Raw genomic sequence first — 12,842 nt, forward strand, 5'->3', positions numbered from 1 at the left:
GGCCGAAGTCCGCGCAGCGCAGCGCGAGGCAAGCCGCCGCCGGGCGCGGAGGGCGCCCCGGCCCACGCTTGGAGGACAGCGGGCGCCCTCCCCCCGGGAGATCGTCCGCGAACTCCTCACCGGCCCGGAGGGCGTGGCCATGCTGGCCGCCATCGGCATGTTGCCGGTACTGCTGGCAGGGCTGGCGCAGACGCGCCGCCACGACGAATGGCTCACGAGACCGGAGACCGTCCAGCGCCTCGCCAAGGCCGCCGCCGAAGCGCCTCGGACTCCTCAGTTCGAGCTCCCCATGCGACGCCAGATTGCTGGGCTTCGCGCCTACTTGGAGTGGAAGCTCGGGCTTGACGACGAACCTGTTCCGGTCGGGTTCATGCCAGCCGAAGTCGAGACCGTGAATCCCAACGTCGCCGCCGCTGTCAACGCAGGGACCGACGATGCTGCCCGAGCGCTGCTGGCACAGCTGGAGGCCATTTCAGAAAGCGGCGCTCGGCTGATGTTGCGGCGGCTGCGCGACGAGGGCGCCCAGCTGCTCCAGCAATATGGCGCCTCACTCGGATGGCGGACGGGCGAGCCGCCAATCGGCCTGGTTCAACCGCCGCCTCCACCGCCACTCCCGAGTGAGGCAGAGGAGGACTGGGCAGCTATCTCGGCAGCCACGGCGCCGACGCCACCGTCTCCAGGCAACCCCCGATGAGCGTTGCCTACCGAATCGTCGGCGGCATCACCGAGACGGCGGAGATCCCGGCAGAGGGGCTGCCGGTGATGCTCTCCCGCGCCGACCTGCACCCGCGTCTCCTGCTGCCGGGGCAGGAGGGCGAGCACTGGCCCGCCCTCCTGCCCGTCGTCAGCGAGATCTCGGCGCGCGTGGCGCCGTGGGCCACTTGGTGGTGGGGCCCGACCATCGAGGGCGACTGGCGGGCACCTGCATATTTCGGCGGAAAGCACCCAGCGGGAACGGCGGAAAGCGCCCGGGCAGAACGGTGAAAGCGCCCAGCCGTTTCGGTGAATTCGCCCACCCGTAGGAGTGGTGGTATCGGGGTCCGAACCAGCCTTTGGCATCCCCATGATCTTTCCACGGCACAGGCCAAGGAGGATCGGGATGCCCCGAGCGAGGTCGGACATGCGGCGGATCAGAGAAGTCCTTCGTCTGCGGGATGAGTTTGGCGCCAGCCAACGGCAGATTGCCGATGCCTGCCGGCTGCCGCGCAGCACCGTGCGCGATTACCTGGAGCGGCTACGGGCCTCCGGGCTGCAGTACGCGGATGTGCTGGGCTGGACGGACGTCGAGCTGGAGGAGCGGCTGTTCCCGCCTCCGGTCACGTCGGCGCGCCCGGTGCCCGACTGGCGGCACATCAGCCGGGAACTCGGCCGCCGTGGCGTAACGCTGCGGCTGCTGTGGGAGGAATACCTGGAGGTCCATCCCGGCGGCTATCGCTACACCCAATTCGTCCAGCATTTCCGGGCATGGCAGGGTGCTCATGCCGAGCCGCGTCTGCGCCGGGAACATCGGCCGGGGGCGGCGATCGAGGTTGATTACGCTGGGATGACGCTGACCGTCGGGCTCGGCGCTGAGGCGCGGCAGGCCCAGGTGTTTGTCGCCTGCCTGCCGTATTCGGGCTACGTCTATGCCGAGGCGACCTGGACCCAGCAGGCGGAGGAGTGGCTGGCCTCCCACACCCGGCTGTTCGAACATCTGGGCGGCGTGCCGGGCAAGCTGGTGCCGGATAACCTCAAGGTCGGCGTCAGCCACGCCTCCTTCTACGATCCGGCGATCAACCCGGCTTATCACGATCTCGCCCGGCACTACCGCACCGCCGTCCTGCCGGCCCGGGTGCGGCGCCCGCGCGACAAGCCCAGCGCCGAGAACGGCGTGCAGCAGGTCGAGCGGCGGGTGCTGGCCCCGCTGCGCGATACGCCCTTCGCCACGCTGGACGCCGCCAACGCGGCCTTGCGCGACAAGCTGGCCACCCTCAATGCCGCTCCCTTGAGCCGCCGGCCGCAGGACACGCGCGCCGGCCTGTTCGCCGCCGAGGAGCAGCCGACCCTGCGCCCCTTGCCGCCGGACCGCTTCGTGCCGGGCACCTGGGCGCGCCACAAGGTCCCGCCCGACTATCATCTCGCTCTCGACGGCGGCGTCTACTCGGTGCCCCACACGCTGATCGGCAAGACGGTCGACGTGCACAGCACCGCCGGCGTGATCAGCGTCTTCCTGCGCGGCAAGCGGATGGCCTGCCATGTCCGCCGGCAGGACGGCGCCACCGTGACGCTGGACGCCCATCGCCCCGCCAACCACCGGGCCGTCGCCCGCTTCACCCCCGATGCCATCCAGACCGAACTGGCCGCCATCGGCCCGGCCGCCGCGCTGCTGTTCGAACGCATCCTGGCCGGCGCCGATCACCCCGAACAGGCGGTGCGGGCCGGGATCGGCCTGATCCGCTTGGCGGCCACCCACGGCACCAGCCGGCTGGAGCAAGCCTGCCAGGCGGCGCTGGAGGCCAACGTCGGATCCTACCGCTACGTCCAGCGCTGGTTGACCGCTCCCCCGGCCACAACGGCGGACGCGGCCGGTGCCGGCGAGCACACCAATCTGCGCGGCCCTTCCTACTATCACTGACGGAGATACGATGATGAAGCACGTCAACCACGAGCGGCTGCGCCAGTTGCGGCTGTACGGCATGGCCAAGGGGTTGGAGGCGCTGGAACGCCTGCCCGATCGCGGCCAACTGGCCTTCGACGAGCAGTTGGGCACGCTGATCGAGCGGGAAGCGGCAGAGCGCGCCAACACCGCACTCGCCAGCCGACTGAAACGTGCCCGGCTGCGCCAGACGGCCTGCCTGGAGGACCTCGACCTGCGCACCCCGCGTGGGCTCGATCGCGGTGTTGTGCGCGAGCTGGCCACCGGGCGCTGGGTGAAGGAGAACCGGCCGGTTCTGATCACCGGCCCGACCGGGATCGGCAAGACCTGGCTGGCCTGTGCACTCGGCAACCAGGCGGCGCGGGAAGGCCACAGCGTACTCTACACCCGGCTGACCCGCCTGCTGGACGATCTGGCCACCGCCCGCCTGGACGGTTCGCTCGCCCGGCTGCTGCGACGGATCGCCCGGCTCGACCTGCTGATCCTGGATGACTGGGCGATGACCGAGCTGACCGCGCCTCAGCGCCTGGACCTGATGGAGGTGATCGATGACCGCCACGACCGGGCCGCAACCATGCTGGCCACCCAAGTTCCCGTGGCCAACTGGCATCGGCTCATCGGCGATGCCACCTACGCCGACGCCATCCTCGACCGCCTCGTGCATCGGGCCTACCGCATCGACCTGCATGGCGACTCCATGCGCCGCACCAAGGCCGATGCCGCCAGCGAAACCCCCGACACCTAAGGCCGGTGCTTGGCAACCAAACCCACAACCTTCATAACGTAAATCCAGGGTTCGGCCCCGGCTCCCACCAGCTTGCAATTCGGGTGGGCGCTTTCGCCGAAACGGTGGGCGCTTTCAACCGAAACGCCTGGGCGAATTCGCCGAAATACGCAGGCACCGACCGATGGCAGCGATCGCCACCCCGGCGGGCTCGCACTGGCGCGCAGCGCGGTCATCATGCTGACCACGGCTGGCGAGCCCACCTGGACGGTCAGGGCCGCCTACCACGAGGCGTTTCACTGCGCCGACGATTGGTTGACCCTGGAGGAACGGTGCGTGCTCGACGCCGCCGTGGACCGTGGGCAGGGGTGGCCCACAGCGTACCTGCGATCGCGGGTCGAGCGGCGGGCTCGACTGTTCGAAAATTTCGCAATGTACATCGAGGATGGCGGCAGCGTCATTGCGGGACGACGGGTGCCGGAGGCTGAAATCCTCGCTGCCGTCTACACCGGCGAGATTGGCCGCCGGGTACTGGCGCGTCAGTCTGGCGCCAGCCCTGCGGGCCTCCTCGCTCGACTCCGGCGTTACTGGCCCTCGCGAGGCACGTCATCAACCACGACCAACAGTTCGTCCGGCCGGAATCCCTCGCTGGAATAGATCGCCACATCTGGATCGAGATCCGCCACGTCGTCGGCCAGCTCTTCAATCGACAGCCCAGCGAGCCACCCCTTCGTGAGATGCTGCTCAATGGCGCCGCCACGGACGGACTCGCTCATCATTATCACCCGCAAATGCATGCCCTGCTCCATCTTCGAGGGGCGACACCCGCCCTCCCCTCCGGGGAGGGGGAGAAAATCAGGGCCGCCCAGGTCCGGGCGAGATGGTGCTCACCGTGCGCGTGGTCGGCAAGGTCCTTTCTCTCCCTCCCCGGAGGGGAGGGCGGGTGTCACCTCCGGTTGCTGCGACTGCAAGGAGCAGCAGTTCCCTGCCAGCAAGCCGCCGACCGCGCGCCCAGCGCGGGCGGGGGCGTAGGAGATTTTAGTATCTCCTAGTAATGGACCGAATCTCGATTTTATATCAGTAGGTTACGAGCAACTGTGACGGCAAAACGACACGGGTGCGCGGGCAATTCGACACGGGTGCGCGGGCAAAACATCACTACCGCCGCCTTGGCCGAGGGGCGCGACGGACGGTCACGATCGACCGCAGGTTCTCGTCGGCCGACCAGCCCGGCAGGCCCGCGACCTCGGCGAGGGCGGCACGCAGAATGACCCGCCGGTCACGGCGCTGACGGTCCGATGTCGGGGGCTCACCGTACAAGCGGTCAGCGAGGCCGTCCAGCGCGACAGGCCAGTAGCCGCCGGGTCTGACCTGCACCGAGAGGGTGAGGTGCAGCAAGCGCCCGGCCTCGGTCAGCTGCCTGTGCTCCAGCAGGTTGATGCGGCTGTGTTGGGCTCCTCCGAGGACGGCTGTCGCGAACCGGGCGTTGAGCACCACCCGGAGTTCCCCTCCGACCTCGTCGGCGTCGAACCCGATGAGGTTCTGCCGGGCGCCCGACTTCATCCGCCGAGCGTTACCACCCTCCCGGCCGAGCTCGGCGTAGTGGATCCCCCGAAGCCGCCAGAGAGACTCTGCGACGCGACGATACGCATCCCCTCCATGGGCCAGCCCGGCCTCTCTGACGACTGCGTAGACGGTTGTCCGGAGCCTGACGTGCTCGTCATCGACTACCCCGCCCTCCGTCTCCAGCCCGTCCACGATGGCGATCCGGTGAGCCTCGCTGTGTGCCGCGTCCAACCGCTTGCCATCCATGCCCGCGAGGGCACAGACGGCGAGCAGCACCGACAGGTCGTCGGCGCCCAGGACAGGGCCACCGACGCGGAGAACGGCGCCACCGTGGGTGGTCGTCAGGTCGAGGTGGCGGTTTCGGGCCGCCGTCCTCCCCCGCCGCGGTAGCGGCCGGAAAAGCGGCAGCCCCATGAGCCCGGTGTCCACAAGGGCATACTCAGTCAACGTGAGGCGGGTGTCAGGCATAATCCCGCTCCCGCTTCTTCTTGCCGCCGTTGCCCTCGCGGGGGAGCGGTGGATCTCTTCCTTCGAGCACACCCCCAGCTTCGCGGTACAGCCATTGGTCCGCTTGCGGGGGGGCGTAGTTGACCTTGGTCAGCGCGAATCGCACCCAACGCCGCCGCTCTTCCGGTGCGATGTTGCGCGCCTCGGCATCGTCGGCCGACATCGTGACGAGATTGCTCTGCCATCGTGCGTTGTCGGTGATCGCCGAGGCTCCCCGCGCAGCTTGCTGATGGTCGCCTTGTCCGCCGAGGGACGCCGACTTGCTGGTGTGATGGAGCACGAGCCCGGCCGCACCGCACGCAGCGAGGATACGCTCCAACTCGGCGAGCACCCGCCCCATGGCTGCGTTATCGTTTTCAGACAGCCCCGCCAAACACCGGTTCATTGTGTCGATTGTCACCAGCCGAGCGCGTAGCTCCATGAGTTCCTGCTCCAACGTGAGCAGGTCCTCACTGGCCGTGAACCGGGTGCCGTTCCATTCCCCGAAGGAGAAGCCCCGGCCGTACACGCTCTTGATGCGGAGCCGGGCCAGCACTTCGGGATCCGACAGAAGACCAGGGACGGCAGCGGCCACCGAATGGAGCCGGTGGGCCAGAATGTCGGGCGGGTCCTCCGCGTTGACGATGACGACCGTGCCAACCGGCGGGTGCTCGCCATACAAGCCCCAGAAGTCGCGTCCGGCGGCAATGCTGATGGCCGTCTGAAGCGCGAGCATCGACTTGCCTGCGCCGCCGGGGCTTACCAGCATGCCCAGCGTTCCGACCAGCAAGCCCGGCACCACGAAGTCCAGTTCCGTGGGGTGACGGGAGAGGATCGCTGACACGTCCAAGTAGTCGGCGAACAGCTGGCGCGGAGGCAGGAGGAGATCGTCCTCCGCCTCCACGGTCAGCGCGGAGAGCATGGAGGGGCGCCTCACGAAGCACCCCCCACACCCAGCATGGCGGCAGATTCCGGATCCCAGAGCCAGAGCCCTGCCGCGACGTGAATCCAGTCCTCGTCGCTCCACAGTACGTGCCCGTGGATGACGAGGATGACACCGGGATCCGCAGCCTCGAAATCGACGCGGACGCTCTCGGGGCAGGAGGGTCCCTTTGCCCCAAGAGCCGCCACGAGGCGACCGGACGCCTCACGCGCCGTTGCGCGAGCGGTAAAGTAGCTTTCGTCCGGCGAAGAGGCAAAAATGAACACACGAGCGGTGTCAAAGGAATCCAGATGACCCGTCGCCGTCAGCTTGGGGCGAGCCATGCTTCAGCCCTCCCCACGCTGACGGCGGGCAATCTGCTCCGCCTTGGTGGGACGGCCCCGGCGGGGCGCCGCCGGGACCGAGGACGGCTGAGCCTCGCCCGCCAAGCTGGCGACCCAGCCCGGCAGTTCCGCGACCAGGATATGGATGGCGCGGCCAATACGGACATGCGGCGGCGGCGCAGGAATCCCGCGCGGCCGCTTGTCCGGCTGCATGAACGATTTTTCGAGGACGTGTTTAGGAATCCCGGTCAGCACTGAGGCATCGGGAATCCGTACGGTAAGTGGCGTTGCCACCATGGTGCACCTGCCAGCGGCAGGCACGCTTTAGTCGTGGCGTTTAACTGTTTTTAGGAATTCGGTTAACAGGACAGAGGACTACGTATATCGGGGATTGCGGCGTTCGGATAGCGATTCACGGAATACGTATAGCGAGGTCTGTGGTCGACTCTTCGCGGCCCTAGGCTGTCCCTATAAAGTTGAACCTCCCCAGAAGGTAGGCGAACTCATCCGAACCGTCAAGAGGATTATCCGTTTTTTCTGTTGACAAAGATGACGCACGTCTGGACAGCCGAACATGGCTCTTGGACCAATTTGGACCACGAACCTCGAGTCGCCACGAACCTGCACGAATGTCCAAGAAACTCTAATATGCTGAAAGTAAACGAATTTCTCAGAAAATCCAGTAAACCCAGTACCCCCAAAAGGGCTTCCCAAGCTTACGACGAGGGTTCGATTCCCTTCACCCGCTCCAAACGCCGGATGCTCCGTCTTTGCATCCGCCGCTATGGCGCTTCCCTCTTGAAAACCCGGTTTTGAAAACGAGCGGTTCGTATCCATGGGAACGGACGGGCGCTCTCTTTCGCGTTGGGAATTCGCCGATGGGGTGGTTGCGGTGGTGGGCGGCGATCCTCGAAACTGGATGGGTCTTGTCCGCCAGCCGAAGGGAAAAGCCCATGCCGCCGATCGAAAGAGCCCGCCGGCTGAGCCGGTCCCTGCAGGCGCGCTTCCGCATCGATCTGTTTTCCGCCCTTGTGGAGCGCGAGTTCGAGCGGCGTCTGGCGGAAACCATTCTGGAGGCCGAGCGCGATGCCTACCGGCGCGGACGCGAGGACGGGCTGGCGGGGCTCGACAGCGGCCTGGCCAGTCCTGCGCGTCCGCAAGCGGCGGAACGGCCCGAAGGTCCGCCGATGACCATGTAAGGTCCGTCACCCTGCCCCCAGCAGGCATAATGCCGGGAGTCCCGGCCGCCTCCGATCATCGCCGGCACCTGCGGCCGGAGGGAACATTCGGCCCTGCGCCGGGGTTGTCGCAACGCAGGGGACGCACCGGAGGATTCGCCGCCATGGAAAAGACCGAGATCGTCGATACGCTCAACGAGCTGATCCGCATCGTCGAGGACAGCCATGAAGGCTACCGGCAGGCCGCCGAATCCGCCGAGGACGAGGATTTGAAGGCGCTGTTCAACGACCTCGCCGCCCAGCGCGGCGCCATCGTCCGCGAGATCCAGCGGCTGGTCGCCGAACAGGGCGGGGCGCCGGACATGGGCGGCACCATGCTGGGCGGAGCCCACCGTTTCTTCCTGGAACTGAAATCGGCCGTGCTCGGCCATGATCGCGCCGCCATCATCACCGAGGTCGAACGTGGCGAAAGCGAATGCCTGCGCCGGTATGACGAGGCGATGGCGAAGGCGCTTCCGCTGCCGATCACCGCGGTGATCACCCAGCATCTGGCCCGCATCCGCGTCGACCGTGACCGCATGGCCGCCCTGCGCGGGGTGGTGGCGTGATGGTGCGTCGCAGCATTGCGGGGGTGAAAAAGCGGGCGTAGGCTTTTTCCCGTGGACGCACCGCCCCGGTACGGCCACAGGGTCGCAGGGAAGCCCCTGCCGAGCATCCGGCTCCGGTGGCCGGATGTCCACTCCATCTGGACATGGATCGATGAACAGCGACAAATCGAAAAACGCGGATCCGGTCGGCGGCGATCTGGTGACGAAGGGAGCTTTCGCCCTCTATCACGCCGAGAACGCCCATCGCGTGTCCGAGTTCAAGAAGTCCCAGAATGCCGAAGCGGCGATCGCCGCTGATTTCGACGCCTACCGCACCCGCTATCTGCGGAAGTTCAAGGACATCTTCGACAGCTTGTCCGAACAGGGTCTGACCGTCACCCGCGCGGTGTGATCCGGCCAGGGGAACGGCGCCCGGCCCGGCGGCGAACCGCCGGGCGCCGCCGCCGCGGAGTCCGGCGCGAACAGCCCTGAAACGATTGGGAAAGTCACGGGGCCGCCGCTATACTGCGCGGCATGGCCCGTATGCTGTTCCTCCGCGACATCGATGCCGACGTGCAACTGCGTTGCCGCAGTTGCGGACATGGCGGCGTGCTGCCCCGTGCCATGCTGGAGCGGCGCTTCGGTCCCAACTACCCGGTCCTGTCCATCGCACCGCATTACCGCTGTTCGCGTTGTGACTCCCGCGACATCGAAAGCCGGCCGATCCTGGCTGTACCGCCGGCCGATTCCCAGATCGCCGCCAGCGACGAACCATCCTTCAACGCGCCGTTGGCGGCGCTGAACGGTCTGCTCGCATCGCTGCGCGGTGATGCCCCGGACAAGGCCGGGGATGGAGGGCCCGTGGATGGCAGGATGGAAGATCCGGATCCCGCCACTCCCCCGCCGCTATCCGCCGTTGTTCCCCTCCCCAGCCGTGGCAAGTCCCCGTCCGGGTTGCCGCTGTCCGAGTTGCCACTGTCGGACCTTGTCGCCGATGGCCCGGCGGAGGATGGGGCGGTTCCGTTGTGGGAGCCCGTCTCACTCGCCGACATGGCGGCGCGCCTCGGCCGCGCCGATCCGCCCGAGGCGGATTGCGACGAGGCGGGAGACGATGACGACCGGCCGGAACCGCTCCCCAGGGAGTCCGCCGAAGCCGTCCCTCCCGATGACGGGGACGACGAAACGCTGACGGCGATGCGTCGGCTGCTGGCGCGGGCCTATGAGGTCGATGAGGATCAGGACGATGCCGCGCTTGATCGGGATGACCGTTACGGCCAGGGCGCATATGGCCGGGAGGAGTTCGGTCAGGGGGAGGACGAGCCGCCGGTCTTCTCGCACAGGACGCTGGTGCGCCGGGATTTCCGGGATGACCATGCCGGCGCCGAGGCCGATCCCTGGCTGGACGGCCCTGACCCCGGCGAACGGGATGAGGATTTCGAGGCCGGGGATTTCAAAGACGGGGAGCCGGAGGACGAGGAACCGTCGGAAGAGGAGATCCTCTCCTTCGCCATCCGCGATCCGGAAAGGCCGGCCCCCGTCAACCGCCCGGCCAAGCCCGTATCGTCTCCGCCGGCCGCCGAGCCGCTGGATTTCGATCAGCACCGTGCCGAACGCCGGGCCCTGCGTCCGCCACCGCCCGACGATGAGGAAGGGTTTGATCGGACCCTGGCCGCCCTGCGCTCGATGATCGAGGACGCGGCCAGTGAACCGGGCAATCACCCGACCGGTGAATTGGACGAGGATAAGGCGCCGCCGCCGCGCGGGGAGCCGCGTGGCGGCGGCAAGGCGGCCGACAAGCGCGCCTTCCGCACGGATGGCTTTCACGGGAATGAGGACGATCCGGTGGCGGAGACCGCCGGTCCGGACTTGGAGCTTTCCGGTTTTGACGCCCCCGACTTGGACAGCCCGCAACCGGCTGGCCGCCGTTCCGCCCAGGAACGCGAGATCGAAGAGGCGATGAAGGCCCTGCGCGGGCTGATCGAGGAGGAGGTGCAGCAGCAGGCTCCGCCGCCCCCATCCCAGCCGCCATTTCCGCTCTCGCCGAAGCCCCGCACCGGCAAGGCGCGTCCGCGTGCGGCGGCGACACAGGACGCGGAGCCGCCGGAGGCTCGGCCGCCCGCCGCGCCGCAGGAGGAGGGAAAGGCCGCGAAGCCCGCCGGGGAGCCGACACCGCTCAGCAAGACCATCGCCGCCCTGCGCGGCATGCTGGAATTGGACGGCCGCCGCAAGCGTTGAAGCGGCCGTCCGGTCGTCTTCCGTCGCCGCCGCCCGGTCCGTTTCCGGTTTGGCAAACGTCCGGCGGCGTTGTGGGAAAAAAACGGAAAAGCCAGCGTCTGGGAAATCAGGGGCGAAGGCGATGGGGAGGCCGTCCTTTTCCCCGACTTCCCGTCCAGACAAGGAAAAGGGGCCGCCTCGCGGCAGCCCCCATCCTTACCTGCGGGTACCCCAGCCGATCAACCGATGCGCCAGACCTCCGGGCTGTCCTCCAGCCGCTTCAGCACGGCGAGGCGCTGCTGCTCGATCTCCTCGGGCAGGCGGTCGCCGAAGCGGTTGAACAGTTCCTCCTGGTCCTTCGCCTCGGCCTCGGCCTCCTTGCGGTCGATGTCCATGATCTTGGCGAACTTGTCGGCCGGGAAGCTCAGGCCCGACCAGTTCAGATCCTGGTAGCGCGGGGAATAGCCGAAGGGCGACGCGGCGACGTCGGTGGCGCGGCCGCGGACGCGGTCGACGATCCACTTCAGCACGCGCATGTTGTCGCCGAAGCCCGGCCAGACGAACTTGCCGTTCTCGTCCTTGCGGAACCAGTTGACGCGGTAGATGCGCGGCAGGCTCTCGATCTTGCCTTCCATCGACAGCCAATGGTTCCAGTAGTCGGCCATGTTGTAGCCGCAGAAGGGCAGCATGGCGAACGGGTCGCGGCGGATGGCGGCCTGGCCGACGGCGGCGGCGGTGGCTTCCGAACCCATGGTCGCCGCCCAATAGACGCCTTCGCGCCAGTTATAGGCCTCGAACACCAGCGGGAAGGTCTTCGACAGGCGGCCGCCGAAGATGAAGGCGCTGATCGGAACGCCGGCCGGATCCTCCCAGGCCGGGTCGATCGACGGGCATTGCGCCGCAGGCGCGGTGAAGCGGCTGTTCGGATGGGCGGCGGGACGGCCGCAGCCGGGTGCCCAATCCTTGCCCTGCCAGTCGATCAGGTGGGCCGGCACCTCGTCGGTCAGCCCCTCCCACCACACGTCGCCATCGTCGGTCAGGGCGACGTTGGTGAAGATGACATTGTGGTCCAGCGTCTTCAGCGCGTTCGGGTTCGACTTCACGCTGGTGCCGGGGGCGACGCCGAAGAAGCCGGCCTCCGGGTTGATGGCGCGCAGCGTGCCGTCGGGCTGCGGCTTGATCCAGGCGATGTCGTCACCGATGGTGCGGACCTTCCAGCCCTCGAACTCCTTGGGCGGGACCAGCATGGCGAAGTTGGTCTTGCCGCAGGCCGACGGGAAGGCGGCGCCGACATAGGTCTTCTCGCCGGCCGGGCTTTCCACGCCCAGGATCAGCATATGCTCGGCCAGCCAGCCCTGCTCGCGGCCCATCGCCGAGGCGATGCGCAGCGCGAAGCATTTCTTGCCGAGCAGCGCGTTGCCGCCATAGCCGGAGCCGTAGGAGACGATGCGGTGCTCCTCGGGGAAATGGACGATGTACTTGTTGTCGGCGTTGCAGGGCCAGGCGACGTCCTGCTGGCCCGGTTCCAGCGGGGCGCCGATCGAATGCAGGCAGGGGACGAAATCGCCGTCGCCCAGGATGTCCAGCACCTTCTGGCCCATGCGGGTCATCAGCCGCATGTTGACCGCGACATAGGGGCTGTCGGACAGCTGCACGCCGATATGCGCGATGTCGGAGCCCAGCGGCCCCATGCTGAACGGCACCACATACAGGGTGCGGCCGCGCATGCAGCCCTCGAACAGGCCGTCCAGCTTGGCCTTCATCTCCGCCGGATCCATCCAGTTGTTGGTCGGACCGGCTTCCTCGCGCGTCTTGGAGCAGATGTAGGTGCTGTCCTCGACACGGGCGACATCGCCCGGATCGGAGCGGCAGAGGAAGGAGTTGCGGCGCTTGGCCTCGTTCAGGCGGATGAAGGTGCCGGAGGCGACCATCTCGTCGCAGAGACGGTCATATTCCTCCTGCGATCCGTCGCACCAGTGAACCCGCTCCGGCTTGCATTTCAGCGCGATCTCCTCGACCCAGGCCAGGAGCTTCTTGTTCCGCGTCCGTGTGTTACCAGTCATATCGTCCCTCTCGAAGGCTGGGCCGGTACCGTTGCGCTGGTCCGGCCGTTCTTTCGTCCGTTGTCGTGTCAGATGGACGGCGCCCGCCGCGTCAGCGGCGTGCCGGTCCGAACGGGCGGCCGG

At 67.6% G+C, this 12,842-nt stretch carries 14 protein-coding genes; 8 read left to right on the top strand and 6 right to left on the bottom strand.

Annotation, left to right across the window (positions count from 1 at the left end):
- Positions 1-139: 139 nt before the first annotated feature.
- The 4 genes from AZL_RS00290 (at position 140) to istB (ending at position 3,380) form a co-directional block, all read left to right on the top strand.
- A complete protein-coding gene (locus tag AZL_RS00290; protein ID WP_148219139.1) occupies positions 140-694 on the top strand; it encodes a hypothetical protein in 555 nt (184 codons plus the stop codon).
- A complete protein-coding gene (locus tag AZL_RS36170; RefSeq protein ID WP_042442210.1) occupies positions 691-984 on the top strand; it encodes a hypothetical protein in 294 nt (97 codons plus the stop codon). Before AZL_RS00290 ends, AZL_RS36170 begins: the two co-directional genes overlap by 4 nt.
- Positions 985-1,099: 115 nt before the next feature.
- Positions 1,100-2,614 (top strand): IS21-like element ISAzs2 family transposase, encoded by a 1,515-nt coding sequence (istA, locus tag AZL_RS00300; protein WP_012972683.1) that lies wholly within the window; start codon positions 1,100-1,102, stop codon positions 2,612-2,614.
- Positions 2,615-2,624: 10 nt separating this feature from the next.
- On the top strand, positions 2,625-3,380 hold the full coding sequence (gene istB, locus AZL_RS00305; protein ID WP_012972684.1) for an IS21-like element ISAzs2 family helper ATPase IstB: 756 nt from the start codon (positions 2,625-2,627) through the stop codon (positions 3,378-3,380).
- 563 nt (positions 3,381-3,943) lie between these two features.
- Here the strand turns inward: istB and AZL_RS00310 are convergent.
- From AZL_RS00310 to AZL_RS00330, 5 genes are all read right to left on the bottom strand, one after another.
- Positions 3,944-4,156, bottom strand: coding sequence for a hypothetical protein (locus AZL_RS00310; protein ID WP_148219140.1), 213 nt, complete (start codon positions 4,154-4,156; stop codon positions 3,944-3,946).
- 361 nt (positions 4,157-4,517) lie between these two features.
- On the bottom strand, positions 4,518-5,393 hold the full coding sequence (repC, locus tag AZL_RS00315) for a replication protein C, IncQ-type (RefSeq protein WP_012972685.1): 876 nt from the start codon (positions 5,391-5,393) through the stop codon (positions 4,518-4,520).
- A complete protein-coding gene (locus tag AZL_RS00320; protein ID WP_148219141.1) occupies positions 5,386-6,333 on the bottom strand; it encodes a helicase RepA family protein in 948 nt (315 codons plus the stop codon). Before AZL_RS00320 ends, repC begins: the two co-directional genes overlap by 8 nt.
- Before the next feature lie 11 nt (positions 6,334-6,344).
- A complete protein-coding gene (locus AZL_RS00325) occupies positions 6,345-6,677 on the bottom strand; it encodes a hypothetical protein (protein WP_042442214.1) in 333 nt (110 codons plus the stop codon).
- Between the two features lie 3 nt (positions 6,678-6,680).
- The gene (locus AZL_RS00330) at positions 6,681-6,890 is read right to left on the bottom strand and encodes a hypothetical protein (RefSeq protein ID WP_042442216.1); all 210 of its coding nucleotides are present in this window, start codon (positions 6,888-6,890) and stop codon (positions 6,681-6,683) included.
- Positions 6,891-7,630: 740 nt separating this feature from the next.
- Between AZL_RS00330 and AZL_RS00335 the strand changes: the two genes are divergently transcribed.
- The 4 genes from AZL_RS00335 (at position 7,631) to AZL_RS00350 (ending at position 10,677) form a co-directional block, all read left to right on the top strand.
- The gene (locus tag AZL_RS00335; protein WP_042442219.1) at positions 7,631-7,876 is read left to right on the top strand and encodes a hypothetical protein; all 246 of its coding nucleotides are present in this window, start codon (positions 7,631-7,633) and stop codon (positions 7,874-7,876) included.
- A 143-nt stretch (positions 7,877-8,019) separates the two neighbouring features.
- Entirely contained in the window at positions 8,020-8,463 is a 444-nt protein-coding gene (locus AZL_RS00340) for a ferritin-like domain-containing protein (protein WP_042442221.1), read from the top strand.
- Positions 8,464-8,614: 151 nt separating this feature from the next.
- Positions 8,615-8,854: a hypothetical protein gene (locus AZL_RS00345; RefSeq protein WP_042442223.1), complete on the top strand. Its 240-nt coding sequence runs from the start codon at positions 8,615-8,617 to the stop codon at positions 8,852-8,854.
- 131 nt (positions 8,855-8,985) lie between these two features.
- Positions 8,986-10,677 (top strand): hypothetical protein, encoded by a 1,692-nt coding sequence (locus AZL_RS00350; RefSeq protein WP_148219142.1) that lies wholly within the window; start codon positions 8,986-8,988, stop codon positions 10,675-10,677.
- A gap of 218 nt (positions 10,678-10,895) precedes the next feature.
- Here the strand turns inward: AZL_RS00350 and AZL_RS00355 are convergent, their stop codons facing one another.
- Entirely contained in the window at positions 10,896-12,719 is a 1,824-nt protein-coding gene (locus AZL_RS00355) for a phosphoenolpyruvate carboxykinase (GTP) (RefSeq protein WP_012972690.1), read from the bottom strand.
- Positions 12,720-12,842: the final 123 nt, after the last annotated feature.

The sequence above is a fragment of the Azospirillum sp. B510 genome (genome assembly GCF_000010725.1).
Taxonomy (GTDB): domain Bacteria; phylum Pseudomonadota; class Alphaproteobacteria; order Azospirillales; family Azospirillaceae; genus Azospirillum; species Azospirillum lipoferum_B.

Excerpts from the sequence above, each read along its gene's own strand:
- AZL_RS00290 (WP_148219139.1), top strand. The coding sequence starts at position 140 with ATGCTGGCCGCCATCGGCATGTTGCCGGTACTGCTGGCAGGGCTGGCG.
- AZL_RS36170 (WP_042442210.1), top strand. The coding sequence starts at position 691 with ATGAGCGTTGCCTACCGAATCGTCGGCGGCATCACCGAGACGGCGGAG.
- istA (WP_012972683.1), top strand. The coding sequence starts at position 1,100 with ATGCCCCGAGCGAGGTCGGACATGCGGCGGATCAGAGAAGTCCTTCGT.
- istB (WP_012972684.1), top strand. The coding sequence starts at position 2,625 with ATGATGAAGCACGTCAACCACGAGCGGCTGCGCCAGTTGCGGCTGTAC.
- AZL_RS00310 (WP_148219140.1), bottom strand. The coding sequence starts at position 4,156 with ATGCATTTGCGGGTGATAATGATGAGCGAGTCCGTCCGTGGCGGCGCC.
- repC (WP_012972685.1), bottom strand. The coding sequence starts at position 5,393 with ATGCCTGACACCCGCCTCACGTTGACTGAGTATGCCCTTGTGGACACC.
- AZL_RS00320 (WP_148219141.1), bottom strand. The coding sequence starts at position 6,333 with ATGCTCTCCGCGCTGACCGTGGAGGCGGAGGACGATCTCCTCCTGCCT.
- AZL_RS00325 (WP_042442214.1), bottom strand. The coding sequence starts at position 6,677 with ATGGCTCGCCCCAAGCTGACGGCGACGGGTCATCTGGATTCCTTTGAC.
- AZL_RS00330 (WP_042442216.1), bottom strand. The coding sequence starts at position 6,890 with ATGCAGCCGGACAAGCGGCCGCGCGGGATTCCTGCGCCGCCGCCGCAT.
- AZL_RS00335 (WP_042442219.1), top strand. The coding sequence starts at position 7,631 with ATGCCGCCGATCGAAAGAGCCCGCCGGCTGAGCCGGTCCCTGCAGGCG.
- AZL_RS00340 (WP_042442221.1), top strand. The coding sequence starts at position 8,020 with ATGGAAAAGACCGAGATCGTCGATACGCTCAACGAGCTGATCCGCATC.
- AZL_RS00345 (WP_042442223.1), top strand. The coding sequence starts at position 8,615 with ATGAACAGCGACAAATCGAAAAACGCGGATCCGGTCGGCGGCGATCTG.
- AZL_RS00350 (WP_148219142.1), top strand. The coding sequence starts at position 8,986 with ATGCTGTTCCTCCGCGACATCGATGCCGACGTGCAACTGCGTTGCCGC.
- AZL_RS00355 (WP_012972690.1), bottom strand. The coding sequence starts at position 12,719 with ATGACTGGTAACACACGGACGCGGAACAAGAAGCTCCTGGCCTGGGTC.